Below are 24,564 nucleotides of genomic sequence, written 5' to 3' on the forward strand. Positions count from 1 at the left end.
TATGCTGTTTGCAATGAACAGCGAGTTGGTGTTGATTGCAGTGAGGGTCCACCCGTTCCCATTCCGAACACGGAAGTTAAGCTCACTTGCGCCGAAGATACTTGTTTGGAGACGAACCGGGAAAATAGGTAACGCCAACACAGAAAACAGGACGGCCAATCGGCTGTCCTGTTTTTTTATTTCCTCAAAATGCAAACCAGGAAGCCCCGAACCATGTGGTTCGGGGCTTCCTGGTTTGTTGATGGTTTCTTACCCCAGGTATGCTTTGCCGGTGATGGCATCAACCTGGAATCGGAGGATTGCGGTTTTATCAGTCATTTTTTCAATCATCTTGTAGCCTACCGCTTCGTGGCCAGCGCCCAGCTGGGTCACGAAGCCTTCCAGTGCTTTGACCTTTTCTTCCCGGTCCTGGACTATGGTGATGGTCCCGCAGGCAACGACACTCTCGTACTTGGCGGTCATCTTTTCCGGCAGGATCTGTGCGGAGACGATGACGGACAGGCAGCACTTGGGGTCCTTCTCCAGGCACTCCATTTTATAGCCATAGGGGGCGGAGTGGATGTACACAGTGTCGTTCACCAACACGTAGTTGACGGGCACAGCGTAGGGATAGCCCTCGTCCCCGTTTACCGAGAGAACGGCGTGGTGGCCTCTCTTTAACAGGGCCATAGTATCAGCAGGGGAGAGCTGGCGCTCAGGCTTATGCATGGGATGCTGTTTCATGGAAACTCCTCCTTTTATCATGAACCGATTGGTCTTGTTTTTGCTGAGGATAGGATAGCAGAAAAAGGAAGAAAAAATATGTTGCAGTTGCATCATAGAGAAAAATCTTTTACACTGGAGAAAAGGAAGGAGGCTGACAGCCTGTGAATGCAAAGGAACTGGTCAGGGAGTGCCCGCTGTTTCATCAGATCGCACCGGAAGATTTGGAGGCCATGCTGAACTGCCTCAACGCCCGGGAACAGAAGGCCCGGCGGAGAACCTTTATCATGGAGACCCCGGGAGAGCATCCCCTCATTGGGGTGGTCCTCTCCGGTTCGGTGGAGATGATCAGTGAGGATTTTTTCGGAAAGAAATCGCTGCTGTCGGTGCTGCCGGTGGGTAGCGTATTTGGAGAGAGCTATTCCTGCGTGAAAGCCCGAAACCGGACCATTGCCTACCAGGCCCGGGAGGAGTGCCGGGTGCTGCTGCTGGACTATGAGCGCATTCTCCACGCCTGCAAACTGGTCTGCCGCTTCCACCACCGGATGATCGAAAATATGCTGGAGCTCATTGCGGAGAAGAACCTGGAGCTGGTAGAAAAGCTGGAGGTGATCTCCCGCAGTACCATTCGGGAGAAACTCCTGACCTATCTGGCCCGGGAAGCGGAGCGCAGCGGGAGCCGGGTCTTTACGATTCCCATGGGACGAGTGGAGCTGGCGGAGTATTTGTGCGCGGACCGGTCGGCCATGACCCGGGAGCTGGCCCGGATGCAGCGGGAGGGCATCCTGCGATATGACAGACGGACTTTTGCGTTATATGGAGAAAATAACGCTGCAAAAGATATTATCTGAGGCGTAAGATGCCTGGACGCCTGGGAATGCAACCACTGGTTGCCGGATTTGCACGTGGAAATTGGTGGACGGCAACAGCGGTTTCTGCTACCATACGGAAAAACGAAGGGAGACGACGGTATGATTTTTGCAGATAAGCTCATACAGCTCCGGAAGAAGAATGGATGGTCCCAGGAGGAACTGGCGGAGAAGATGTTGGTATCCCGACAGTCGGTCTCCAAGTGGGAGAGTGCCCAGTCGGTGCCGGATCTGGAAAAGATAGTTCGGTTATCCCGGCTTTTTGGGGTGACCACAGACTATCTTCTCAAGGATGAAGTGGGGGAGGAAGAAGGGGAAGGCGTGGTTCGGGAAGAGGTCTCCCATTTGCAGAAGGTGACGATGGAAGAGGCGGTGGACTTTTTGGCGGTGAAGGAATGGGCGGCGTTCAGGATCGCTCTGGGTGTGGCCCTCTGCATCCTCTCTCCGATCCCACTGATTCTGTTGGGAGCAGCCAGCGAGCTGACCCCGCCGCCTTTTTCCGAGTCTGCGGCCGGCGGTCTGGGCTTGACAGGGCTGCTGGGATTCGTGACAGTGGCGGTGGCCCTCTTCCTGTGGTGCCATGGAAAGACCGCCCGGTTTCAGTATCTCAATGGTCCCATAGAGACCCAGTATGGGGTACGGGAAATGGTGAAGGAGAGGCGGAACTATGCGCAGGCTCCCCACACCATGTACCGGATCACGGGGATCTGCCTTTGCATCCTGGCCTTTGTGCCGTTGTTTCTGGGGCTGATCCTTGCGCCGGAGAACGCCTTTTTTATGGTGATCACCCTGTGCATGGGGTTTGTGATCGTGAGTGTTGGGGTCTTTCTCCTGGTGCGGACCGAGATCCGCTGGGCTTCCTTCCATCAGCTTCTGGAGGAGGGGGAGTACACCCAGGAGGAAAAGGAACGGCAGCGGAAAGAGGAACCCTTTGCTCAGATCTATTGGGCGATCGTTCTGGCCCTGTACCTGGGCTACAGCTTTGTGACCTTCAACTGGGGCTACAGCTGGATCATCTGGCCGGTGGCTGCGGTGCTCTATCCTGCGTTGACGGGCATCGCCTCGGTACTGAGGAAAGAATAAAGGAAAGCCCATGGCGGAAGGGTTCCGTCATGGGCTCGGTTGTTTACAGGGTGTCTAAGTATTGCGCTACGTCAAAGGGCTGGACCTTTTCGTCCTTTCTCAGATAGAGGGGGTGATGGGGATGGCCCTTTTTGCTGCGCTTTCCGGCGCACAGCCAGCGGGCGCCATATTCGGTGCCGATGGCGGCCATGTCCCGTACACAGTCTTTCAGGTAGGGCCGCTTTTCGATGATGGTGCCCCAGGCGGCCCAGATCGAGGGAGTGAAGCCCTCTCCCACCTGGCTGAGCACATAGCGGAAGGCGGTCATGTTCTCCCGGTGCAGGGCCTGGTTGCAGACGGCGTCCATATCCTCCGGCCGGGTGGCCCGCTGGGCGTAGACGTTGAACATCAGAAAGCTGTCAAATCCGTTTCCGGCGGCGATTCGTTCCACGGATTTCAGGGTGTTGTCCAGATCACCCGGTGCGGCGGTGGAGGGATTGATGCCGATGCAGATGAGGGGATTCTCTCCCCGGGTGCCCAGAAGGTACCGGTACTCTGCGTAGTGGTCGGGAACATACCACCACCGGTCCCGGTCAAAATCGTCCCGGGTTGGGATCAGGGCTTGGGCAAAGGTCAGGATGGACAGATCTTGGGTTTCACAAAGGGGGATATGCATAAGAACCTCCGTCTCCGGGCCCGGTCATTTTTCCATGGGCACCTCTTGCTTTTTTTCTACATAGTGCTACAATACCACAGAAATGAAAGTCTGTCGAGACGCCGTCACTTTGCGGCGTCTCGACTTTCTCTGGAAGGGACGGACCATCAGACCGGAAAGGAGATTATGTCTGTGCGCACGCAAAGAAGAATCTGGATCTGACCGAGGGGGTCATATGGAAACAGCTTCTGCTGTTTTTACTGCCCATTGCTGTGGGCACACTGTTTCAGCAGTTTTACAGTACCGTGGACGCGATCATTGTGGGGCAGTTTGTAGGCTCCGACGCCCTGGCTGCGGTGGGCGGTTCCGCCGCGATGATCACCCAACTGGTGGTAGGGGTGTTCACCGGCCTGGCCTCCGGGGCTACGGTGGTCATTGCCCATGGGTATGGCGCAGAGGACCGGACCAAACTCACCCGCGCGGTCCACACGGCCATCGCCTTCAGTATGGTAGCGGGGGCGGTGATCACGGTGGCAGGCATACTCCTGACACCCAGCGCCCTGGTCTGGACGAAGAACCCCCAGGAGATCATGGGAGATTCCATTTTTTACTTGCGCCTGTACTTTGTGGGCACCATTCCCATGCTGGTGTTTAATATGGGTTCCGGTATCCTGCGGGCGGTGGGCGATTCCCGGCGGCCGCTCTACTATCTGGTGATCTGCTGCCTGCTGAACATTGTGCTGGACCTGCTGTTTGTGGCAGGCTTCCATATGGGGGTGGCTGGTGCGGCGGTGGCTACCACCCTGGCCAATCTGGTGAGCGCCCTGCTGATTCTGGGCCAGCTGGCCCGGAGCACCGAAGGGTATCGGCTGGTGGTTCGAAACATCCGAATCCATGGAGCCACCTTGGTGCATATCCTGGGCATCGGGGTCCCTGCTGCCATTGAGAGCGCCATGTATGCGGTGTCCAACCTGCTCATTCAGGTGCCCATCAATGAGCTGGGGACCGACTCCGTGGCGGCCTGGTCCGCCACCAGCAAGGTGGACGGGATCTACTGGTCCCTCATTATCTCCTTTGGCGTGGCCATTATGGCCTTTGTGGGCCAGAACTACGGCGCAGGGAAGTACGACCGGATGAAGGCCAGTGTCCGGGTATGTCTTGCCATCGCCCTGGTGATGACGGTGGTGCTGAGTGTGCTGCTGCTGGTGTTTGCCAAGTACTGCTTCCGCATTTTCACCGACAACCCCCAGGTGATCCATTACGCCACCCAGGTGGTGAGCTATTTTGTCCCCTTCTACTTTATCTGGACCTTTATTGAGGTCATTGCCAACGCCCTGCGGGGCGCAGGGGATGCCCTGGTGCCCATGCTCATCAGCGTGGGCGGAATCTGTGGGTTCCGTATCCTGTGGATCGTTCTGGTGGTGCCCCACTGGAGCAGCCTGCTGGGCATTGCCATCTGCTATCCCATCTCCTGGCTCATTACGGCGGTGATCCTCATCCTCTATTACCGGAAAGGCCGGTGGCTGAACCATGTGCCGGTGGAACATCCGGCAGAGCCATCCCGGAGCTGAACGAAAAAGAGGGAGCCTTGGTGCAAGGATCCCTCTTTTTTTGCAGGGAGGAAAAGAAAATTTGCGAGAACCCTTGCATTTTTTAGGGGCCATATGTTAAAATGCTAAGCTTTTATCGAAAGGAAGGAGAGCTGCATATGATCCCCAAAGGAATCCTCATTGACTGCGCCTGCATTTTTCTGGGCGGTAACCTGGGCGCTGCCTTAAAGCAGGCGGTCCCCAAAAAGATCCTGGACCCCATGAACGTGATCTTTGGCCTGTCTGCCATTGCCATCGGCATCCTGTCCCTCATCAAACTGTCCTTTCTGCCTGCGGTGATCCTGGCCCTGATCCTGGGCGGGCTCATTGGGGAGCTGCTGGACCTGGAGACGCTGGTAAAGAACCTCTTTCATCGGCTCATCACCCGCTTCCGCTTTTCCATTCAGGGGGACCGGGAGGCTTACCTGCAATTCTATCTCATCGTTGCGGTGACCTTCTGCGCCAGCGGCGCCAACATCTTCGGCGCCATTACGGAGGGGATGAGCGGGGATATGACCGTCCTGCTGTCCAAGGCAGTGATGGATATTTTCGCGGCCACCATCTTTGGGGCTACCTTGGGCCGGGCGATGAACCTCATCCTCCCCCTGCAGCTGGCGATCCTGTGCGCCTTTTTCTACGGAGGTCAGTTCCTGATGCCCCTGGTGACCCAGGAGATGCTCAATGACTTTATGGCCGCGGGAGGGCTGCTCACCATTGTGCTGGGCCTGAACATCGCTAAGATCAAGCAGACCAGCGCAGTGAACCTGCTGCCGGCGCTGGTGATCGTCTGGCCGGCCTCCTGGCTGTTTTCTCTGTTCTTTTAATAGAGAGGGAAGACGGCGTCTGTTCAGAAGGCGATTCAAAAAAGGCCTGGAGACCAACTGGTCTCCAGGCCCTTTTGCAGGAGATGCGGGGAGAGGTCCGTGGACAGCGCCGGAGCGGGGAGGGTCAGACCACGGGGGTGAGGGTTTTGCTGTGCTTGCCCAGCAGGACCAGAAGAAGGACCATGCCGATCCCGGCGGTGAGGGAGGAAAAGGCCAGCAGAGCCCAGGCGCTGGCGTAGTCCAGCAGCAGGCCGCCGCTGAAGCTGGCCAGGACGCTGCCCAGGGTGATGGCTATGGTGAACCAGGCCTGCCCCTGGATGCGCTGCTGAGGGGCGATGGTGTCGTTGACGTAGTAAATGGAGGCCAGAGCGTACAGGGCATAGCCGGGCATCTCGAAGATCCGCACCAGATAGAGCACCCCCATGGAGGGGGCCAGCCAGGCACCGAAGGCGTGGAGGAAAAAGCCAATGCCGGAGATCTTTACCCAGAAGCGGCTGTCCGAGCGGTGGAGCATCCGGCTGAAGAGGAACATGACCGGCAGCTCCAGAGAGGACTGGATGAAGAGCATGGTGCCCATCTCACTGCTGTCGCCCCCCAGGGGGAGGACGATCTGATAGGCAAAGGTGTTGAGCAGGTTGTGGCTGAGGAAGAGACAGACCACCCCCAGCAGCAGCAGGAGCACCCGGTGATAGGCCCGGAAAAAAGGGCGGGTGCCGGCGGTGGGCTGGGGTTCCTCCTGGTGGGGCTGGGGGGTGCTGTCGCCAAAGCGGAAGGACAGCACGGACAGGAGAAGGATCCCGTCCAGCAGGGCGATGGCCAGAGGGATGGAGGAGGCCCCGAACCAGAGGACAAGACGGCCGCACAGGGCGGAAAAGCCCCCGTAGGCGATGGACCCTACCCCCCGGGCCAGGCCGAAGTTCAGAGGGATCTTCTGGTTCAGACAGGCCATTCCCAGGGCGGAGGAGAGGGGCATGATGAGCTGGAGGAGGATGAGCAGCACCCCATAGAGAAGGAGCTGGGTCAGCCGGGGGACCAGCACCAGCAGCAGGATGGCAGCGGCCAGCTGGAGCGCTGTCAGCAGGGCGGTGAACTGCCGGAGGCTGATGCGCTGCAGGCTGTCAGCCAGCCGGGAGACAAAGGGCTGCAGCAGGGCGGAGAGAAGCCCGGCTACGCTGATGAGCAGACCGATCTCCGTGTTGCGAAACCCCTGGGCCAGAAGGTATACGCTGGAAAAGGTGGCGATGCCGCAGTAACAGCTCCAGTAACTGCCCTGGATGACAGTAAACCGTAAGGTGGGAGAGGGGCGGCGGGAGGAATGAGAGCGCTTCACAGGAGCCCTCCTTTTCATACAGATAGATGGCCTTATTATAACAGAAAGAGACAGGCTTTTCTCCCCTTCTCCCTCTTTTTTTCTTCGGGAAAGGGAGACAGAGGGAAGGAGGCGGGGGAAAGGGGGAGAATGTTGGCGGCTTTTCCGGGATGGGTTGCCAAAAGGGCGGCCCCCGTGGTATACTCCCATTACTTATGACGGGTATCCTTTTTTTGGCAGGATGCCCCGGAAAGGAGAACAACGCCATGAAAAAAATGACGAGTGTCCTCGTCGTGCTGGTGCTGGCCGCTGCTCTGCTGGCCGGCTGCGGCAAGACCGAGACCACCGACAGCGGCGCGGTGGTGAACAAATCCTATGACGTAGAAAATATGGTGAACATCCAGGGGGAGAAGATCACCCCGGCAGACACCGACCTGCTGGGCGGCAGCATGGAGGGTGGCTTTTTGGCCCTGTGCCCTGCCTCCTGGCTGGAGCTGGACCTGCAGCGGCTCAACGTCTACCAGGGGAGCAACGCAGTCCATGTCTCCTATGTGAGCGACGCAGCCATGGAAGAGATCCAGAAGGTGGACCTGGAGGCCCTGTCTCAGGAAGAGCAGGAGGCCTTCCTGGACCGTCTGTATAACGAGATGCTCTATCCTGTGCTGAGCATTTACGCCGTGGCCGACGGGAACCGGGAGATCCAGGACCAGATCGCTCTGAACTACGAAAAAACTGAGACTCTGGCCATCGCCAACGGCTATCATTACTGCCTCTCCTACAACCCCACCCTGCCGGAGGGCATAAAGGAGAGCGAGAAGGCAGCCATGGAAGTGCTCACCGGCAGCATCGAAGAGGTGAAGGCGTGCGTGGCCCTCTTCCCTCCGGAGCAGAACACGGAGGCAGGGGGGAACATGGCTTCCCTGACCCAGTTTACTGCCCAGGATATGGAGGGCAAGACCGTGGACCAGAGCATCTTTGCCGACTATGACCTCACCATGGTGAACCTGTGGACCACCTGGTGCGGCTACTGCGTGCAGGAGATGCCGGAGCTGGAGAAGCTCCGCCAGCAGCTGCCTGAGAACGTGAACCTGCTGAGCATCTGCTGCGACGGCAACACGGAGAAGGAGCTGGCCCAGCAGATCCTCACCCAGAGCGGGGTCAAGTTCCAGACCATCGTGGCCAACGACCAGTTGAACCAGAGCCTGGTGCAGTATGTCTCCGGCTTCCCCACCACGGTCTTTGTGGACAGCAAGGGGAATCTGGTGGGCAAAATGCAGGCCGGGGTCCCCAGAGGGGACAGCGTGGCAGAAGCCTACCTGAGTCTCATCAACGAACGCCTGGCCCAGGTGAAGCAGTAAGCTGCCATGGACCAGAAGAAAAAAACCATCCTGCGCTGGTGTGTGGTGGTCTGTGCCCTGGCCTTTCTGGCCCTGGGCGTGGGGAGAGGTGAGCACCTGGTGGTGCTCACCAAGGCCGCCAACATCTGCCTGGAATGCATTGGGATTGGATAAATGACAGAAAAGAACAACAAGAAGCATTCGGTTCGGAAGCAGGGGCGCATCCGCCTGCTGGTACAGGTCCTCTGCGCCGCCGTGGTGAATGGCTACGCCATCGGCTTTGCCAAGGGGAAGATCTTCACCGGGGACAGCAAGGCGGTGTGCCTGCCGGTGCTCAACTGCTACTCCTGCCCGGGCGCCCTGGGGGCCTGCCCCATCGGGGCTCTCCAGGCGGTGCTGGGCGGGCATAAGCACAATATTTCCTTCTATGTGCTGGGCTTTCTCATGCTCTTTGGGGTGGTGCTGGGCCGGTTCATCTGCGGCTTTCTCTGCCCCTTTGGTCTGGTGCAGGATCTGCTCCATAAGATCCCCAGCCCCAAATTCCGCCTGCCGGACAAGGTCCACCGGCCTCTGACCTGGCTTAAGTACGGGGTCCTGGCCCTGCTGGTGGTGCTGCTGCCGATCTTCCTGACCAACTCCTTTGGGATCGCACCCCCCTACTTCTGCAAGTGGATCTGTCCCGCCGGGACCCTGGGAGGGGCCTTCCCTCTGATGGCTAAAAATGAGAGCCTTCGTATGGCGGTGGGTTTCCTCTTCCAGTGGAAGGTGGGGGTGCTGGCGGTCATCCTTCTGGCGTCGGTGTTCCTCACCCGCCCCTTCTGCAAGTATTTGTGCCCTCTGGGGGCCTTTTACGGGCTCTTCCACCGGTTCAGCTTCTATCAGATGCATCTGGACCACCACACCTGCATCGACTGCCAGGCCTGTGAAAAAGCCTGCCCCATGCAGGTGCCCGTGCGGGAGAACATCAATAGCCGGGAGTGTATCCGGTGCGGCAAGTGTAAGGCGGTCTGCCCCACCTGCTCCATTTCTTCCGGGTTCCGACCCCCCACCGATCCGGCCAAAGTCCCTTTGAAAAAACAGGAACCAGAATCCTGACAGAGGATACAAAAGAACCCCCGCGTCCCAGAACATAAGGTCCTGGGATGCGGGGGTTTGTTTCCTTCGGTCAGGGCTTTTCCATCAGGAAGTTTGGGAGAAGAACACCGTTCCGCAGGACCTGGTTTTCCGCTGCCACCCGGTACCCCTGGCGGAGGAAAAAGGGCCGGGCGGTGAGGGAGGCATAGGTGTGATACCGGGCGGAAGGGACGGCAGCCTCCAACGCCTGGCAGAGGGCATAGCCGATGCCTTCCCCCTGCCGGTCCCAACGGACATATAACCGGTCCAGGTATCCCTCCGGGGCCATATCGCCGAACCCGAGGATGGCGCCTTTCTCCCAGGCAACCAGGGTGCAGTGGCAGAGAAAGGAACGGTTCCATTCCGCCAGGTCCACTTGACCGGTGGCCCAGGACCGGCATTGCTGGGGGGTGTAGTCTTTGCAATTGACCCGGTGGACGGTGGCATAAAAGAGTTGGGCCAGCACGGGACAGTCAGCGGGACGGTAGGGACGAAGTTCCATGAAAGGATTCTCCTTTCGGTGATTCCGGTGGTTGGTAGGAGGGGAGCAGAAAGTGGAAGAGCTGGTGGTAGTGGGGAGAAAACACGCTGCCCCTTCTCCAGAGGAAGGTGATGTCATGGCTCTCGTGGAAGTCCTCCAGAGGGATTTCTCGGAGCAGGCCCTGGTCCAGCTGATCCTGGGCGGCAGCCTGATAGAGAAAGCCCACCCCGCAGCTGCGCAGCAGCACTTGCTTCAGTACATGCATGTCGTTGACTTCGATGAGGCAGGGGAAGTCCTCCACCGCAAGGTTCTGCCGGCTGAGGGCACGACGGACGATCTCCCGGTTTCCGGACCCTTTTTCCCGGATGACCAAAGGCTCCGAGAGCAGGTCTGCCAGCACCCGGGGTGGACGGGCGAAGGGGTACTGGGCGCTGCACACGGCCAGATAGGGTTCCCGTCGGAAGAGCAGGGAGTCGTAGTCGCTCTTGCAGAAGAAGCCCTCCACCAGCGCAGCGTCCAGTTCACCTGCGTCCAGGGCGGCGCAGAGGGTCTGGGTGTTGGAGATGCGCAGGGAGATGGGGGCCAGAGGATAGGTTTCATGGTAGCGGGCCAGGGCTTGGGGGAGCAGATAGGTCCCGGCGGTGGGGGTGGCGCCTAAGCGCAGGCGATGGACGCCGGGGCCCGGCTCATGGAGGCGGCGCTGCAAGGAGAGCACGTCGTGCTTCATGGTGGTGGCGGCGCTGCGCAGCTGCTCTCCCTGGGAGGTGAGGGTGAGGCGTTTGTTGGCGTAGGTGAAGAGGGGGACACCGTATTGGGCCTCCAGCCAGCGGATGTGCTGGGAGACGGCGGGCTGGGTCAGGTTCAGGGCTTCGGCAGCCCGGGTGTAGTTCATAAACTGGCAGACGGCCAGAAAGGTGTCCATTCGGAAGTCCAGCATGGGGCATACCTCCTTTTTCTCATCATAACATAGTGTTATATATAAATAAAGATATATCATTTTTCTTTATGAAAAAACTGTGCTATGATAGAGCCGCCTGAGAGAGAACCAAGAGAAAGGGGACCATCCCATGAAAAGACAGGAAAGCACCGGTAAGATGCTGTGGAAGCTGTTCCGGGCCACCTTTTTGCTCAGCGCCTTTACCTTTGGAGGCGGCTTCGTCATCGTATCCCTTATGAAAAAGAAGTTTGTGGAGGAACTGCAGTGGCTGGAGGAGGACGAGATGCTGGACATCACCGCCATTGCCCAGTCCTCCCCCGGTCCCATCCCTGTGAACGCCTCGGTGATATTGGGCTATCGGATGTACGGCGTGGTGGGCTCCCTGGTGGCGGTGCTGGGCACCATCCTGCCGCCCATGATCATCCTCTCCCTGATCTCCGTGTTTTATGCGCAGTTCCGCAGCAACCGGGTGATCGCCCTGGCCTTGCAGGTCATGCGGGCCGGTGTGGCAGCGGTGATCTTTGACGTGGTCATCAACCTGGCCAGGAATGTGGTGTCCACCCGCCGGAAAGTGTACATTATCCTGATGGCGGCGGCCTTTGTGGCAAAGGTCTTCTTCGGCGTGGACGCCATGCTCCTCATCCTCTTCTGCCTGGGGGTGGGTCTGCTGGACCTGGCCCTCCAGGCGTATCACAGAAGAAAGGCGGTGGCGCCATGAGCACCCTTCTCCAGCTGTTTGTTTCCTTCCTCCAGGTGGGGCTGTTCAGCGTCGGCGGCGGCTATGCTGCCATCCCCCTGATCCAGAACCAGATCGTGGACGTCCACGGCCTCATGACCCTGGCGGAGGTTACCGATCTCATCACCATCGCAGAGATGACACCGGGGCCCATCTCCATCAATTCCGCTACCTTCGTGGGGATGCGTCTGGCAGGGGTCCCTGGTGTGCTCCTGTGCACCCTGGGCTGCATCCTTCCCTCCTTCCTGATCTGGCCTTCTTCTACTATAAGTACCGCAGCTTCGGCGGGGTGCAGACCGTGCTGGGCGCCCTGCGCCCGGCGGTGGTGGCCCTCATCGCCTCGGCTGGCCTGTCCATCCTGCTGCTGGGGGTGTTCCAGTCCGACCTGGCAGGGGTATCCCTGGGGAACTTCCGCTGGGTGGAAGGGGTCATCTTTGTGGGGGCCCTGGTGCTCCTGCGGATCAGGAGACCCAGCGCCATTGCGGTGATCTTTGGCTCCGGTGTGGTAGGGACCGGACTGTACCTGCTTATGGGCGCGCTGTAGCCCCATCCCATGAGAAAACAAAAAACGACGCTCCGGCGGACAGGGCCCACCCTGTCTGCCGGAGCGTTGCTTTTTCCCCGGGGGCATGGTACACTTTTCAGACAGAGAATTTCGGAGAGAGCAGGGGGATCAAGCATGAAACAGGACCTGACCAACGGCAGCATTCCCAAGGGACTGCTGCTGTTTGCGTTGCCTCTTATGGTGGGCAACGTCTTGCAGCAGCTGTATAACCTGGCGGATACCTGGATCGTGGGCCGGTTTATCGGAGAAGCGGCCCTGGCGGCGGTGGGGGCGTCCTATACCCTTATGACCTTCCTGACCTCCATTCTGCTGGGCCTTTGCATGGGAAGCAGCGTCTATTTCTCCATCCAGTTTGGGCGGAGAGAGGAGGCCAGGCTGCGCCAGGGGATCTTCCAGTCCTTTGTGGTGATCGGGGGGCTGACCCTGGCTCTCAATGTCCTGGTGTATCAGCTGCTGGACTGGCTGCTGGTGGTGCTGCGGATCCCGCAGGACATCACCGCCCTGACCGGAGAATACCTGTGGTGGGTCTTTGCCGGGATCGCAGCCACCTTTCTCTATAATTTCTTTGCCAACCTCCTGCGGGCGGTGGGAGACTCGGTGACCCCTCTGCTTTTTTTGGGGGGTTCCGTGGTGCTGAACATCGGGCTGGACGTACTCTTTGTGGTCCCGCTGGCCATGGGTGTTCAGGGAGCGGCTCTGGCCACGGTGCTGTCCCAGTACATAGCGGGGCTGGGACTGGCGCTGTACACCCGCTGCCGGGTGCCCTCCCTGCGGGTACGCCGGGAGGATATGGTGTGGGATCGCCGCTCCCTGCAAAGCATCTTCCACCTCTCCTCCCTTACCTGCCTGCAGCAGTCGGTGATGAACTTTGGTATCCTCATGGTGCAGGGGCTGGTGAACAGCTTCGGCACGGCGGTGATGGCGGCCTTTTCCGTGGCGGTGAAGATCGACACCATCGCGTATATGCTGGTGCAGGACTTCGGCAATGCCTTTTCCACCTTTGTGGCCCAAAACTACGGAGCGGACCGGCGGGACCGGATCCGCCGGGGGATTTTTGTGGCCCTGGGCTGCGTGGTGGCCTTCTGCCTGGTGATCGGCGGGCTGGTGTGTCTCTTTGCCCCCCGGCTCATGGGGGCCTTTGTGGGCGAGGAAGCCCGGGAGGTCATCGCCATTGGCACAGGATATCTGCGGATCGAGGCGGCCTTCTACCTGGGCATAGGCATCCTCTTCCTGCTCTATGGATATTTCCGGGCGGTGAATCGTCCGGCGGTGTCGGTGGTGCTGACCGTCTGCTCTCTGGGGACCCGGGTGGTGCTGGCCTACACCCTGTCCGCCCTTCCGGGGATCGGGGTGACGGGCATCTGGGTCTCCATCCCCATTGGGTGGTTCCTGGCAGACGTCACGGGGGTCCTCCTCTGGCGGCGGGAAGGAAAACGCCGTACCGGAACCACAACAGGATAAAAGAAAACGAACCGCAGAAGGAAACTTCTGCGGTTCGTTTTTATGTGTACACAGGGGAAAAGATGGGGGCAGATCAGGCGATGCCTTCCATGAAGCGCATCATCACGGTAGCCACCTGAGCGCGGGTAGAGGTATTCTGGGGCGCCAGGGTGTTGCCTTCCAGGCCGTTGATGAGCTTTTCGCCCACGGCCCACTTCATGGCATCCACAGCCCAGGAAGAGGTCTTGCTGCCGTCTGCGAAGGTACCCAGATCAGCGGAAGCGGACACATCCAGCTTCTTGTACTGGGCGTAACGGTAGAGGATAGCAGCCATCTGCTCACGGGTCAGGCCGTCGTTGGGGGCAAACTTGTTGCCTTCCACGCCGTTGACGATGCCGTGGAGTCTGGCCCAGTAGACGGGATCGCTGTACCAGCTGCCTTCTTCCACGTCTTCAAAGGGATAGCCCAGGTTCTCGCCGTCCAGGCTGGGCTCGCCGTCCAGACGATAGAGGATGGTGACCAGCATAGCGCGGCTCAGGGTCTCGTCGGGGGCGAACTGGTTGCCTTCCACGCCGTTCATGACCTTGTTTTCGTAGACGTACTTCACAGCGTCATAGTACCAGCTGCCGGCAGCCACGTCGGTGAAGGGCAGCTCGGGCTCCACGGGAGTGGACTCATCCACGGGGATGGCGGCGTTCACGGAAGCGTTGTCCAGGGTGATGGTGTAGTTCTGGCTGTAGGAGGCCTTGCCGGGCTCGTAAGCGTAGATGACCAGAGCCAGCTCATGGCCTGCCTTCACCTCGTAGAGGTTGGGCTGGAGGTAGAGGGTGTAGTTGTAGAACTGGCCTTCCTTCAGGTTGACCTTGGTGGCGGCGGAAGCGGAGTCATAGCCGGCGGTGGGGTTGCACAGGTCCATCCAGCCCCGGGCAATGATCTTGTAGGGCACCTGGCTGGGTACCATCTCCACCAGGTCGAAGTTTTCCAGGCCGCCGCCCATCCAGGCGCCGCCTTCCTTCAGGGTGTTCTTTTTCACGTAAGTGGGAGCGGTGTTGAAGGCGGACAGGGTCTTGCCCTCGGGGGCGATGTCCACCAGCATGGCGCTGACCATGAGGCCGTCCCGGTTGACCAGCTCAGTGTCGGGGATATTGAGGGCTGCGGGGATCTCCGTGTTGCCCACGGCCATGTAGTTGTCGTGGTCCAGGGTGTTGGGATCCACGAAGTTGTCGTGATCCACGGTCTTCTCAGTGCCTCTGGGGGACTCGGAAGCCGGAGCATTGGCGGTGGCGGCCTTGAAGTTCACGGCCACGGAGCCCTTGATGACGGTGTCCTGGGTCACGTCCATGGTGTACATGGAGCTGGAGGCGGTGGAACCGGCGGTGAAGGTGTCCTTCCAGTTGCTGCGGTCCACGCCGATGGCGGCGTAGTCGCTGCTGATGGTGGTGTTCTTGGCAGCGTCCTTACCGGCGGTCAGGGAGATGGCGTCCTCGGTCTTCCAGCTGTCGTAGGTGTTCCACTGGTTGGCGTCGTAGTTGCTCTGGGCGGTGACGGCGGGCATGTTTTCTGCGCCGTTCTTCACGTCGTAGAGGTAGTGGGAGAACCAGCGGTTCAGGATCTCGTCATAGTACTGGTCGCCGATGGAGAAGACCAGCTTGCCGGAGGGATAGGTGGGGGTCAGGTGACCGTCCTGGTGGAGGAGGATCTTGACCGGGACCCCAGCCTTCTCATAGGCCTTGTACATGAGGTCAAATTCCTTGGTCCGGACGTTGTCGTCGTTGAGACCGTGGACAATGAGAGCGGGGCACTGGATGTCTTCTGCGTCCAGGGTGTAGTCGCGGGTGGCCCAGTGGTTGCTGTAGTCGCCGTTGGTGGCCAGCTGATCCTTGCGGATCTGGTTGAGGTAGTTGCCGTACTTCTCGGAGATGGTGTTCCAGTCGGCCTCGTCCAGGTAACGGCCGGCGCAGTACCAAGCCAGCCAGTCGGAGTAGGCGGGGTTGCTGCGGGTGGAGATGCCCTGGGAGTTGGTGTACTCATACCAGCTGGCGATGCCGGCCACGGGGACGATGGTCTCCAGGCCTTCCACGCCGGTGGTAGCCAGGCCGAACTGGGTGGTGCCGGCGTAGGAGCGGCCGGTCATACCCACCTTGCCGTTGGACCAGTCTGCCTCGATGGTGATGTTGCTGGTCTTGTCGGTGTAGGCCACACGGTCGCCGTGGAGCCACTCAATGATGCAGCGGAAGGCATCGATCTCCAGGTCGGTGCCGCAGGTCTCAAAGCCGTCAGAGCCCTTGGTGCCCAGACCGCCGGATTCCACCACGGCGTAGCCGCGGACCAGATAGTAGTCGTACCAGTTCAGGTCCTCGTAGTCATACATGCCCTCGTGGGGATTCCAGTAGTACCAGTCAGAGGACTTGGCTGCGTCAGCGGCCTGCTGGGTGGTAGCGGAGCCGGCTGCCTTTCTGGGGGCGGGCTGGCTGTAGAGCTTGCTGATGTCATAGCCGTCCTCGCCGTAGGGAACGGCGCCGGAGGTGCAGCCGGTGATATAAGGACGGGCTTCGTAAATGGTAGCGGCCTTGTAGTCCCCTTCCATGGCAGCCCGGGGGAGCTGAACCAGGGCCTTGACCAGGTCCAGCTTGCCGTCGCCGTCGGTGTCGTAGTCGGTTTCCACGTAGACGCAGTAACGGATGATGTCGCTCTTGGCGTTGTCATAGCCTTCCTCTACTGCGCCGGAGGTATAGGGGAAGATGGGCTGCGCCATGCCGTTCATAAACAGGGGCTCCATCTTCTCTGCGTGCAGGGCGTCATAGAGAGGCTGCACGGCCTTTTTCAGGACCTCCCAGTTGGCCAGGGTGCAGGGACCAGCGGGATCATAGTTGGCGATGCCCTTGGTCATGCCCATGCTGTCGGCCAGGGCGTTGTAGTCGTCAGGGTAGGTGCCCAGCTGACGTTCCTCCATGCCGGCCCAGCGAAGGAGGAAAGCCACGGCTTCCTGATTGGTGATCTTCTGGTTGTCTCTGCCGGAGGCAGGGAGCTGGAGGTCAGGGCTGATCTGGTTGAGCTCGCCCCAGGTCATGACGTCGTTGCCGCCGTCTTCCACGGCCAGCGCCGGGGAGAGGACCGAGAGCATAAGAGCCAGAATCAGCAGCATGACCGAGACTCTTTTCTTCATGGGTGTTACCTTCTTTCTCTTTTTTCTTGTGCCTCGTAGAATATTCATGCACTGCGGACCGGCCAATCCCGCAATAAATACATTCTATTCTGAAGAGGAACAATAAATTAAGTATATAATTTCACGAAACCCCTGTCAATCGCCCGGCCTGGGCAGAAGGGAGGGAAACCGGGGGAAAAGGGCGGCTTTGAGAGAAGTGCCGAAGGCCGCAGAGGAAGAAAGAGAAAGGGTTTTTGTCAGAATCCTGTTGTTCTTCCCGCCGGCGCTGCCCCTTTTCTGGTTTAATTGAACAAAGTTCCGGTAAAAATGAATCTTTTTTCTCGGGAAAGAGAACGGACACATTGGGTAAAATGTCAATACATTCTCAGAAAACAGGGGGATTTCTTCCCATTTGGATACAAACAGTGGAAGATGCTGAAAGGAAGTAGGTTTTTTGTAGGATAACGGCAGAGTGGAAGTGGTGATCTGGGAGATTTGACAGCAGAAGAGAGGGAGGACCGCAGGGGAAACGGGAAGGCGCAGCGGAAGGCCTCGTTCCCCTTCCTTCGACAAGGCAGGACGCAGGAAAGCCCCCCTGCAGGCGGACCCAAGAGGTCCGTCTGCAAGGGGGCTTTGCAGGGTGACAGATATTATATGATGTATTTTTATGTTATCCTGCGTTCCAGCCGTGGGCTCAGGCGGCTGAGCAGTTCGTTGGGGATGGTGCCGGTCTGCTGGGCCAGGGTCGAGACAGAGAGGGTTTCCTCTCCGTCTCTGCCAATGAGAACGGCGCTGTCGCCGGGGGCGGTCTGGGGCAGATGGGTGACATCTACAATGGTTTGGTCCATGCACAGCTGCCCCAGAATGGGGGCCCTGTGCCCGTGGAGGAGGACCCAGCCCCCCTGCAGGCCCAGGGAGCGGGGCAGGCCGTCTCCGTACCCGATGGTGAGGACCGCGATGCGCATGGGATGGGGCGCCACAAAGGCCCGGCCGTATCCGGCGGATTCCCCTTGGGCCAGGGGCTTTACGGCAGCCACCCGGGCGCGCAGAGAGAGCACAGGCCGCAGCGAGAGGGGGGACGTTTCCTGGGCTTCGGTGATTCCGTAAAGGGCCAGCCCCGGCCGGGCGAAGGCTCCCCCCAGATGAGGATAGTGGAGCATCCCGGCGCTGGCCAGCAGATGGTAGGGAGGACAGGGGATGCCACGCTCTGCCAGGGCGTCCCGCAGCCGGGAAAAGGAATCAGCCTGGGCCTCAGTAAAGGCGATGTCCTGGGGGGCTCTGGAGTCAGCCCGGGAGAGATGGGTAAAGATCCCGTCGATGCGGAGGGATTTGAGAGAGAAGATGGAACAGATGGCGTCCAGATGATGCACATCCTCCCCCAGCCGGTGCATTCCTGTGTCCACCGCCACGTGGACATGGAGGGGTTTACCGTAATGGGCCAGCTCCTGGGCGTAGGACAGGTCGACTACAGTCTGGGTCAGGTGATACCGGCGCAGCAGGGGGACCTGAGAGGGATGGGTGTAACCCAGGACAAGGATCTCCCCCTTCACCCCCGCCTTACGCAGCTGGACCCCTTCCCCTGCGCAGGCCACGCAGAAGGCGTGGATGCCCAGACGGTTGAGTTCTCTGGCGATCTGAGGTCCGCCGTGGCCGTAGGCGTTGGCTTTGACGGCGGGCATCAGGCGGGTGTGCTTGGGCAGCAGGGCTTGCAGGGTGGAGACGTTGTGGGCCAAAGCGTCCCGATCCAGGGTGATCCAGGCTCTGGCCTGGGAGGCTGGAGCGGGGGGACGGAGGCGGTACAGAAGGAAGGCGACCGCCAGGGCGGCCAGCAGGGACAGCAGGCATACCCCTAAATATTGCACCAAGCTGTTGCCGATGACCCAATCGGTGCATCCGGTGACCTTGGCCCCGCCCCGCAGAACCACCAGCATGGCCGGGTGGAGCACATAGATCCAGGTGGAGAGGGTGCGGCAGAGGGGAGAGGGTTTGGGGTTCCAAGAAAGAAGCAGGGGATAGAGCAGCCCCATCACCACCGGCAGCATCAGGTACATGCTGTCGTGGCGCTGCATCTGGAAGTGGTGAAGCAGCAGCCCTTCCGCTGCCATGGCGAGAAGGGCAAGGGCCAGCCCTATCTTGTATTTTCGAAGGGGGAGAGGGTGGGGCCGTTGCCCCAGAACTGCCCCCATCCACAGGAAGAGGGGCGCCATGAACAGGCCGTTTCGGGTATAGCTGTACAGCTGGAAGCCCAGGTCATAAGCAGCGGCCAGCCCGGGCAGTTGGGCGGTGAAGCCATAATAACTGTCCCCCAGCAGGGCGACGGCGTACAGGAGGAGAACGGCGACGGGGAGACCCTTCCGGGGCAGGAGCTTTCTCAGCAGGCAGAGCACCAGGATGCCCAGGATGCAGCCAGGGAAGTACCAGAGATGATAAAAGGTACCGTCAAAGACCAGCAGACGGAAGAGGGACAGGGGAGAGAGATCCTGATAGTGCCCTGCGTACAGGCCGATGGGGAGGTAGAGAAGGATGGCGAAGGCATAGAGCAGCAGGAGCTTTTTCAGGGCTTTGGCCACTGGGGGGAAGGAGGATCTCCCCAAGAGATAGGGGCCCAGCACGAACTGTCCGGTGACCATAAAGAAGAAGGGGACCGCCACCCGGGCAAGGACACGGGTGAGAAGAAAGTCCCCCATGGGGGTGTAGGTGGTCAGGGGCGAAATGTGGATGGCCACCACCAGAAAGGCGGCAATGAGCTTGAAGACATCCAGGCCCCCGTAGGTGGTGCGGGAATCAGCCATGGTTCTGCCTCCATTCCGTGATCAGGAACCCGTCGATGTTGTTGCCCGAGACCGTGCAGGACCAGCCGGGGTGGGGAAGAATCACCGTGGGACCGTCGGAGGCAGCTGGCCGGAAGGAAATGCGGAAGAGCTGGCCCTCTGCTACCCCCTCATAGGGGCGGACTTCCCAGGGGTAGGCCCGAATCCAATCCAGGTATTCCTCCAGGGTGATCCCCATCTCCTGAATGCGTTGGGCGTGAGGGGTCCCCACATATCGAAAGTGCCAGGGCTCGTGGCCGATGCCGGTGATGGTTTCCTTTTCCGACGGATAGCGCTGGATAAAGCCGTAGCGGGCCATGGTCTCCCGGAAGGCCTGGCAAATCCCCGCATAGGGGAAGGCGGGGCGGATGAAATCCACCGGTTCCTGACCATACCCCAGGTCGATGGCCAGGCCGGTCTGGTGTTCGCTGTGACCGGGCAGGGCCACGTAGGTCTGGGTGAAGGCCAGGCCGTTGTCCCGGAGGGAGTCATCCCAGATGGTCTGCTGCTCCTGCTGGGACCGCCAGCCGCTTACGGGGATGAAAGAGGCCCAGCCACCCAGAGAGGCGATAAAGTCGTTCAGGGCCTGGGCCGCCTCCCGGGCCAGCAGAACGGAGGAGGGTTCCTCCGGCACCGGGGTCAGGGAGACAGGCGCAGGGGAGCGGTAGGGATAGGCGGGATTGACCAGAATGAGAGGGCCGGAAAACCGGGCTTCCTCCGGCAGACAGAGGGGGGTCATTGGTCCATCGCCTGCCTTATGATGGTGTCCAGAATCTGGGGGAAGGTGTAACCGGCGGCCTTCATCATGCCGGGAAAGCGGCTGTGCTCGGTGAAGCCGGGGATGGTGTTGACCTCGTTGAAGTACAGTTCCCCCTCCCGGGTGAGGAAGAGGTCCACCCGGGCAAAGCCGGCGCAGCCCAGGGCCCGGTAGATGGTTTGGGCGGTCTCTTTGACGGTGCGGGCAGTGCCCTCATCCACCCGGGCAGGAACGTGGATGGCCGAGGTTTTGAGGGTGTACTTTTCGGTGAAGTCGAAGAAGCCGCTGGAGAGCTCGATCTCGTCGATCTCCCCTACGATCAGCTCCTGGGTCCCCATGACGGCGCAGCCCACCTCGAAGCCGTCAATGGCCTCTTCCAGCACCACCTGGTCGTCGTAGGCGAAGGCATGGGCGATGGCATCGGGAAGCCCCTGGGGGTCGGACACCTTGGTGATGCCGTAGGAGGACCCGGCCTTGACCGGTTTTACAAAGAGGGGGAATCCGGCTTTGTCTGCCCATGCTGCGGCCCTGGTCCGGTCGTCCCAGGCGGAGAGCACCAGGGAGCGGGGGACCAGCACCCCGGCCATGGCGGCCAGCTTGTGGGCCCGGTCCTTGTCCATGCAGAGGGCAGAGGCCAGGGTGCCGCACCCGGCGATGGGGATGTCTGCCAGCTCCAGCAGACCCTGTACCGTGCCGTCCTCGCCGTTTTTTCCGTGGAGGACCGGCAGGGCGCAGTCCAGGGGAATGGTGCGGGTGCCCTCTGGGGAGAGGACCAGCAGGCCGTGGACTTCGGGGTCGGGAGAGATCATAGCGGGGGTGAGGGAGGCGGTATCGCTGTGCCAGGAGTCATCCAGAAGCCAGTCAAAGGGCCCGTTGTACAGGAACCACTGCCCTCGTCTGGTGATGCCCACCGGGACGACCTGATACTGCTGGGGACTGAGGTTGGTCAGCACAGAGTAGGCCGACTGAAGGGAAACGGTATATTCCGGCGAGCGGCCGCCGAAGAAAACAGCAACAGTATGTTTTTTCATAAGAGACCTCCTGGAATCCGTCAGGAATCGTCATCCAGTCACAGTTCCTCAGAGAGGAAGATAAATGACGGGAAAACGGACGAAAAACCCTTGAAATTGCCTCTATTTTAGCAGAAAAAAAGCGAAATTGTTTTAAGGATGGTTTGCAGAATCCTTAAGAAAAGTTGCATATTGATTAAAAATCATTAAGAAAAATTGAATTTTTTCTCGCCCTTTTCTTCTGTGGAAAAGCCAAAAACAAAAATATGAACAAAGTGTGAATAATGGAAGCGGCGTCTTGACAAAGAAGGAAAAGAGGTTTATACATAGCCAAAGTAATCAGTGATTACTAACTAATACAGAGAACAACCAAATGTTATATGGAGGTCATTTGATCATGGTATTTGAAGCAGTTGCAGAGCTCATCGCAGAGCGCGTAGAAAAGGACGTATCCGAAATCAAGGCAGAGAGCACCTTCCGCGACCTGGGCATCGACTCCCTGGACACCGTGGAGCTGCTCATGAACCTGGAAGATAAGATCGGCATGGAGATCGAGCTGGACCAGAAGGTGGAGACCGTGGGTGACCTGGTCGCCTTCATCGAGAAGAAGCAGCAGGCATGATCCGCACACCCTTATGTGACCTGCTGGGGATCGAGTACCCGGTTTTGCAGGGTGGCATGGCCTGGATCGCCGACGGCAAGCTGGCTGCCGCTGTCTCTGAGGGAGGCGGCCTGGGCATCATTGCCGCAGGCAACGCACCGGCAGACTACGTGCGGCAGGAGATCCGGACGGCCAAGGCGCTGACCAAGAAGCCATTCGGCGTCAACGTGATGCTCATGAGCCCCTTTGCGGGGGAAGTAGCCCAGGTGATCGCGGAGGAGCAGGTGGCAGTGGTGACCACCGGCGCAGGCAACCCCTCCCAGTACATGGCCATGTGGAAGGAAGCCGGAGTCAAGGTGATCCCTGTGGTGGCCTCGGTGGCCATGGCCAAACTCATGACCCGGCTGGGCGCCAGCGCCCTCATCGCCGAAGGCGGGGAGAGCGGTGGCCACGTGGGAGAGCTCACCACCATGGTGCTGGTTCCCCAGGTGTGTGACGCCACCACCCTGCCGGTGATCGCCGCCGGCGGCATTGCCGACGGCCGTGGGGTGGCTGCCGCCTTCATGCTGGGGGCCTGCGGGGTGCAGATGGGCACCCGGTTCCTCAGCGCGGTGGAGTGCAGCATCCATCCCGACTACAAGGAAAAGATTTTGAAAGCCAAAGACCTGTGCACCATGGTGACTGGCAAGCGGCTGGGCCACCCGGTGCGCAGCCTCCGCACCCCCTTCGCCCGGAACTACGCCAAGGCGGAGTACGGCGGGGTGGACGACGAGACTCTGGAGGCCATGGGCGCCGGCGCTCTGCGCCGGGCGGTAGAGGACGGCAGCATGGAAGATGGCTGCTTCCTGTCCGGCCAGATCGCTGCCCTGGTGAAAAAGGAAGAACCGGCGGCGGAGATCGTCCGGGACGTGATAGAGGGGGCAGAGCCCCTTCTGAAAGGAGCCATGAAATGGGTAAGATAGCCTTTGTGTTTGCCGGACAGGGCGCCCAGTACCCGGGGATGGGCCAGGCCCTGGCCCAGGCGTCTGGGGCTGCCGCCCGGGTCTTTGACCAGGCGGACGAACTGCGGCCGGGTACCTCTCAGCAGTGCTTCCAGGGGACCGAAGAGGAGCTGCGGGAGACGAAAAACACCCAGCCCTGCATGTTTGCCGTAGAGATGGCGGCAGCCGCCGCCCTGGAGGAAGCCGGGATCCGGGCCGATATGGCAGCGGGCTTCTCTCTGGGTGAGATCGCTGCCCTGACCTACACCCAGGCAGTGAACTTTGCGGACGGATTCCGTCTGGTGCGCCGCCGGGGCGAACTGATGCAGGAAGCGGCCGAGGCCCAGCCCACCGCCATGGCGGCGGTGCTGCGCCTGTCCAACCAGGCGGTGGAAGAGGTGTGCGCCGGGTTTTCCCAGGCCTATCCTGTGAACTATAACTGCCCCGGCCAGGTGTCCGTAGCCTGCCGCCAGGAGGACCTGAAAGATCTCTCCGCTGCGGTCAAGGCGGCGGGCGGCCGGGCCCTTCCCCTGAAGGTGCGGGGCGGGTTCCACTCTCCCTTTATGGCCTCTGCCTCTCAGGGCTTTGCCCAGGTGCTGGAGGACTGCACCCTGGCAGAGCCGGCCATCCCCCTCTACTCCAACTGCACCGGACAGGTGTACGAAGGGGACAGCAAGGACCTGCTGGCCCGGCAGATCGCCTCCCCTGTGCGGTGGCAGACCATCGTAGAGAACATGATCGCCGCCGGGGCGGACACCTTCGTGGAGATCGGCCCCGGACGGACCCTGTGCGGTCTCATTGAGAAGATCAGCAAGGAGGTCCGCACCTTCTCTCTGGACAGCCTGGAGGATCTGGAACGGATCAAAGAGGAGGTCAAGGGATGCTGAAGGGAAAGGTTGCGATCGTGACCGGCGGGTCCCGGGGCATCGGGGCTGCTGTGGTGCGGAAGCTGGCATCTCTGGGGGCAGATACCGCGGTGATCTACAGCGGGAACCAGGAGCTGGCAGAGGCTCTGTGCGCCGAGTGCGCCCAGACCCATTGGGTCAAGGCCCAGGCCTACCGCTGCGACGTAGCGGACTTTGACCAGGCAAAGGACACAGTGGCCCAGATCAAGAAGGACTTCGGTACTGTGGACATTCTGGTCAACAACGCCGGCATCACCCAGGACGGCCTGGTGGCCATGATGAAGGAAGAGAACTTCCGCCGGGTGCTGGACGTGAACCTCACCGGAGCCTTTCATATGATTCGCCACTGCACCGGTATCTTCCTGCGGAAAAAGCAGGGGGCCATCATCAACATGGCGTCGGTGTCCGGCCTGATGGGCAACCCGGGGCAGGCCAACTATGCAGCCTCCAAGGCGGGGCTCATTGGACTGACCAAGTCGGTGGCCAAGGAACTGGCCCCCAAGGGGATCACCTGCAACGCAGTGGCACCGGGCTTTATTGAGACGGATATGACCCGGGACCTGGCAGCGGACAGCGGCGTGCTGTCGGCGGTCCCCCTGGGCCGGATCGGACGGCCGGAAGAGGTAGCGGAGGCGGTGGCCTTCCTGGCTCAGGCCGGCTACATCACCGGCGAGGTGCTGCGGATCGACGGCGGCCTTGCCATGTAAGACCTTATCACCAAGACAGGGAGCGAATGG

At 60.2% G+C, this 24,564-nt stretch carries 23 protein-coding genes, 1 rRNA gene and 1 pseudogene; 16 read left to right on the forward strand and 9 right to left on the reverse strand.

Features of this window, described 5'->3' with window-relative positions; all coding sequences use genetic code 11:
* Positions 1–24 precede the first annotated feature (24 nt).
* Positions 25–140 (forward strand): 5S ribosomal RNA (gene rrf / locus SOR61_RS05995).
* A gap of 109 nt (positions 141–249) precedes the next feature.
* Here the strand turns inward: rrf and SOR61_RS06000 are convergent.
* Positions 250–723, reverse strand: a complete 474-nt coding sequence (locus SOR61_RS06000; protein WP_320611765.1) for a pyridoxamine 5'-phosphate oxidase family protein — start codon at positions 721–723, stop codon at positions 250–252.
* 143 nt (positions 724–866) lie between these two features.
* Here SOR61_RS06000 and SOR61_RS06005 point away from each other — a divergent pair, with 143 nt between their 5' ends.
* Together SOR61_RS06005 and SOR61_RS06010 are read left to right on the forward strand one after the other, a co-directional pair.
* Positions 867–1,553, forward strand: a complete 687-nt coding sequence (locus SOR61_RS06005) for a Crp/Fnr family transcriptional regulator (RefSeq protein WP_320611766.1) — start codon at positions 867–869, stop codon at positions 1,551–1,553.
* Positions 1,554–1,673: 120 nt separating this feature from the next.
* Positions 1,674–2,654, forward strand: coding sequence for a helix-turn-helix transcriptional regulator (locus SOR61_RS06010; RefSeq protein ID WP_320611767.1), 981 nt, complete (start codon positions 1,674–1,676; stop codon positions 2,652–2,654).
* 43 nt (positions 2,655–2,697) lie between these two features.
* Here the strand turns inward: SOR61_RS06010 and SOR61_RS06015 are convergent, their stop codons facing one another.
* Positions 2,698–3,309: a DUF1643 domain-containing protein gene (locus SOR61_RS06015; RefSeq protein ID WP_320611768.1), complete on the reverse strand. Its 612-nt coding sequence runs from the start codon at positions 3,307–3,309 to the stop codon at positions 2,698–2,700.
* Between the two features lie 230 nt (positions 3,310–3,539).
* On the opposite strand from SOR61_RS06015, the gene SOR61_RS06020 reads away from it, so the two are divergent.
* Both SOR61_RS06020 and SOR61_RS06025 read left to right on the forward strand, forming a co-directional pair.
* The gene (locus tag SOR61_RS06020; RefSeq protein ID WP_320611803.1) at positions 3,540–4,859 is read left to right on the forward strand and encodes an MATE family efflux transporter; all 1,320 of its coding nucleotides are present in this window, start codon (positions 3,540–3,542) and stop codon (positions 4,857–4,859) included.
* Positions 4,860–4,996: 137 nt separating this feature from the next.
* Positions 4,997–5,701, forward strand: coding sequence for a DUF554 domain-containing protein (locus tag SOR61_RS06025; RefSeq protein WP_320611769.1), 705 nt, complete (start codon positions 4,997–4,999; stop codon positions 5,699–5,701).
* 124 nt (positions 5,702–5,825) lie between these two features.
* On the opposite strand, the gene SOR61_RS06030 is transcribed toward SOR61_RS06025, so the two are convergent.
* A complete protein-coding gene (locus SOR61_RS06030; protein WP_320611770.1) occupies positions 5,826–7,031 on the reverse strand; it encodes an MFS transporter in 1,206 nt (401 codons plus the stop codon).
* A gap of 245 nt (positions 7,032–7,276) precedes the next feature.
* Between SOR61_RS06030 and SOR61_RS06035 the strand changes: the two genes are divergently transcribed.
* From SOR61_RS06035 to SOR61_RS06045, 3 genes are read left to right on the forward strand one after another with little or no spacing between them, the layout of a single operon-like run.
* Positions 7,277–8,368 carry a TlpA disulfide reductase family protein gene (locus SOR61_RS06035; protein ID WP_320611771.1) on the forward strand — a complete coding sequence of 364 codons (1,092 nt, stop codon included), beginning with the start codon at positions 7,277–7,279 and terminating at the stop codon, positions 8,366–8,368.
* Positions 8,369–8,374: 6 nt separating this feature from the next.
* The gene (locus SOR61_RS06040) at positions 8,375–8,521 is read left to right on the forward strand and encodes a CD1871A family CXXC motif-containing protein (protein ID WP_320611772.1); all 147 of its coding nucleotides are present in this window, start codon (positions 8,375–8,377) and stop codon (positions 8,519–8,521) included.
* Positions 8,522–9,442, forward strand: coding sequence for a 4Fe-4S binding protein (locus SOR61_RS06045; RefSeq protein ID WP_320611773.1), 921 nt, complete (start codon positions 8,522–8,524; stop codon positions 9,440–9,442).
* Positions 9,443–9,512: 70 nt separating this feature from the next.
* Here SOR61_RS06045 and SOR61_RS06050 read toward each other — a convergent pair whose 3' ends face one another.
* Complete coding sequence (locus SOR61_RS06050; protein WP_320611774.1) at positions 9,513–9,962, reverse strand: GNAT family N-acetyltransferase; 450 nt, start codon at positions 9,960–9,962, stop codon at positions 9,513–9,515.
* Complete coding sequence (locus SOR61_RS06055; protein ID WP_320611775.1) at positions 9,934–10,878, reverse strand: LysR family transcriptional regulator; 945 nt, start codon at positions 10,876–10,878, stop codon at positions 9,934–9,936. The genes SOR61_RS06050 and SOR61_RS06055 overlap by 29 nt, the downstream gene beginning before the upstream one ends.
* A gap of 130 nt (positions 10,879–11,008) precedes the next feature.
* Between SOR61_RS06055 and SOR61_RS06060 the strand changes: the two genes are divergently transcribed.
* The 4 genes and pseudogenes from SOR61_RS06060 to SOR61_RS06070 all read left to right on the forward strand — a co-directional run bounded on the left by SOR61_RS06060 (position 11,009) and on the right by SOR61_RS06070 (position 13,640).
* On the forward strand, positions 11,009–11,596 hold the full coding sequence (locus tag SOR61_RS06060; RefSeq protein ID WP_320611776.1) for a chromate transporter: 588 nt from the start codon (positions 11,009–11,011) through the stop codon (positions 11,594–11,596).
* Positions 11,593–11,805: pseudogene (locus tag SOR61_RS10250) on the forward strand (chromate transporter); the annotation flags it as partial. The gene SOR61_RS06060 and the pseudogene SOR61_RS10250, both read left to right, overlap by 4 nt.
* A gap of 23 nt (positions 11,806–11,828) precedes the next feature.
* On the forward strand, positions 11,829–12,158 hold the full coding sequence (locus SOR61_RS10255) for a chromate transporter (protein ID WP_407066514.1): 330 nt from the start codon (positions 11,829–11,831) through the stop codon (positions 12,156–12,158).
* Positions 12,159–12,293: 135 nt separating this feature from the next.
* Entirely contained in the window at positions 12,294–13,640 is a 1,347-nt protein-coding gene (locus SOR61_RS06070; protein WP_320611777.1) for an MATE family efflux transporter, read from the forward strand.
* A gap of 73 nt (positions 13,641–13,713) precedes the next feature.
* Here SOR61_RS06070 and SOR61_RS06075 read toward each other — a convergent pair whose 3' ends face one another.
* The 4 genes from SOR61_RS06075 to vanG form a co-directional block, all read right to left on the reverse strand.
* A complete protein-coding gene (locus SOR61_RS06075; RefSeq protein WP_320611778.1) occupies positions 13,714–16,785 on the reverse strand; it encodes a CocE/NonD family hydrolase in 3,072 nt (1,023 codons plus the stop codon).
* Positions 16,786–17,429: 644 nt separating this feature from the next.
* Complete coding sequence (gene vanT, locus SOR61_RS06080) at positions 17,430–19,556, reverse strand: serine racemase VanT catalytic subunit (protein WP_320611779.1); 2,127 nt, start codon at positions 19,554–19,556, stop codon at positions 17,430–17,432.
* A complete protein-coding gene (locus SOR61_RS06085) occupies positions 19,549–20,313 on the reverse strand; it encodes a D-alanyl-D-alanine carboxypeptidase family protein (RefSeq protein WP_320611780.1) in 765 nt (254 codons plus the stop codon). Before SOR61_RS06085 ends, vanT begins: the two co-directional genes overlap by 8 nt.
* The gene (gene vanG, locus SOR61_RS06090) at positions 20,310–21,362 is read right to left on the reverse strand and encodes a D-alanine--D-serine ligase VanG (RefSeq protein ID WP_320611781.1); all 1,053 of its coding nucleotides are present in this window, start codon (positions 21,360–21,362) and stop codon (positions 20,310–20,312) included. Before vanG ends, SOR61_RS06085 begins: the two co-directional genes overlap by 4 nt.
* Before the next feature lie 376 nt (positions 21,363–21,738).
* On the opposite strand from vanG, the gene SOR61_RS06095 reads away from it, so the two are divergent.
* From SOR61_RS06095 to SOR61_RS06110, 4 genes are read left to right on the forward strand one after another with little or no spacing between them, the layout of a single operon-like run.
* Positions 21,739–21,963 (forward strand): acyl carrier protein, encoded by a 225-nt coding sequence (locus SOR61_RS06095; protein ID WP_320611782.1) that lies wholly within the window; start codon positions 21,739–21,741, stop codon positions 21,961–21,963.
* A complete protein-coding gene (fabK, locus tag SOR61_RS06100) occupies positions 21,960–22,904 on the forward strand; it encodes an enoyl-[acyl-carrier-protein] reductase FabK (RefSeq protein WP_320611783.1) in 945 nt (314 codons plus the stop codon). Before SOR61_RS06095 ends, fabK begins: the two co-directional genes overlap by 4 nt.
* Positions 22,892–23,809 (forward strand): ACP S-malonyltransferase, encoded by a 918-nt coding sequence (gene fabD / locus SOR61_RS06105; protein WP_320611784.1) that lies wholly within the window; start codon positions 22,892–22,894, stop codon positions 23,807–23,809. The genes fabK and fabD overlap by 13 nt, the downstream gene beginning before the upstream one ends.
* The gene (locus SOR61_RS06110) at positions 23,803–24,534 is read left to right on the forward strand and encodes a 3-oxoacyl-ACP reductase family protein (protein WP_320611785.1); all 732 of its coding nucleotides are present in this window, start codon (positions 23,803–23,805) and stop codon (positions 24,532–24,534) included. The genes fabD and SOR61_RS06110 overlap by 7 nt, the downstream gene beginning before the upstream one ends.
* Positions 24,535–24,564 lie beyond the last annotated feature (30 nt).

Origin of the sequence: Evtepia sp. (assembly GCF_034090835.1) — a bacterium.
GTDB lineage: Bacteria > Bacillota > Clostridia > Oscillospirales > Oscillospiraceae > Evtepia.

Bases quoted from the DNA above. Each gene is read 5' to 3' on its own strand.
- SOR61_RS06000 (WP_320611765.1), bottom strand. From the start codon at position 723: ATGAAACAGCATCCCATGCATAAGCCTGAGCGCCAGCTCTCCCCTGCT.
- SOR61_RS06010 (WP_320611767.1), top strand. From the start codon at position 1,674: ATGATTTTTGCAGATAAGCTCATACAGCTCCGGAAGAAGAATGGATGG.
- SOR61_RS06015 (WP_320611768.1), bottom strand. From the start codon at position 3,309: ATGCATATCCCCCTTTGTGAAACCCAAGATCTGTCCATCCTGACCTTT.
- SOR61_RS06025 (WP_320611769.1), top strand. From the start codon at position 4,997: ATGATCCCCAAAGGAATCCTCATTGACTGCGCCTGCATTTTTCTGGGC.
- SOR61_RS06035 (WP_320611771.1), top strand. From the start codon at position 7,277: ATGAAAAAAATGACGAGTGTCCTCGTCGTGCTGGTGCTGGCCGCTGCT.
- SOR61_RS06040 (WP_320611772.1), top strand. From the start codon at position 8,375: ATGGACCAGAAGAAAAAAACCATCCTGCGCTGGTGTGTGGTGGTCTGT.
- SOR61_RS06045 (WP_320611773.1), top strand. From the start codon at position 8,522: ATGACAGAAAAGAACAACAAGAAGCATTCGGTTCGGAAGCAGGGGCGC.
- SOR61_RS06050 (WP_320611774.1), bottom strand. From the start codon at position 9,962: ATGGAACTTCGTCCCTACCGTCCCGCTGACTGTCCCGTGCTGGCCCAA.
- SOR61_RS06055 (WP_320611775.1), bottom strand. From the start codon at position 10,878: ATGCTGGACTTCCGAATGGACACCTTTCTGGCCGTCTGCCAGTTTATG.
- SOR61_RS06060 (WP_320611776.1), top strand. From the start codon at position 11,009: ATGAAAAGACAGGAAAGCACCGGTAAGATGCTGTGGAAGCTGTTCCGG.
- SOR61_RS06070 (WP_320611777.1), top strand. From the start codon at position 12,294: ATGAAACAGGACCTGACCAACGGCAGCATTCCCAAGGGACTGCTGCTG.
- SOR61_RS06075 (WP_320611778.1), bottom strand. From the start codon at position 16,785: ATGAAGAAAAGAGTCTCGGTCATGCTGCTGATTCTGGCTCTTATGCTC.
- vanT (WP_320611779.1), bottom strand. From the start codon at position 19,556: ATGGCTGATTCCCGCACCACCTACGGGGGCCTGGATGTCTTCAAGCTC.
- SOR61_RS06085 (WP_320611780.1), bottom strand. From the start codon at position 20,313: ATGACCCCCCTCTGTCTGCCGGAGGAAGCCCGGTTTTCCGGCCCTCTC.
- vanG (WP_320611781.1), bottom strand. From the start codon at position 21,362: ATGAAAAAACATACTGTTGCTGTTTTCTTCGGCGGCCGCTCGCCGGAA.
- SOR61_RS06095 (WP_320611782.1), top strand. From the start codon at position 21,739: ATGGTATTTGAAGCAGTTGCAGAGCTCATCGCAGAGCGCGTAGAAAAG.
- fabK (WP_320611783.1), top strand. From the start codon at position 21,960: ATGATCCGCACACCCTTATGTGACCTGCTGGGGATCGAGTACCCGGTT.
- fabD (WP_320611784.1), top strand. From the start codon at position 22,892: ATGGGTAAGATAGCCTTTGTGTTTGCCGGACAGGGCGCCCAGTACCCG.
- SOR61_RS06110 (WP_320611785.1), top strand. From the start codon at position 23,803: ATGCTGAAGGGAAAGGTTGCGATCGTGACCGGCGGGTCCCGGGGCATC.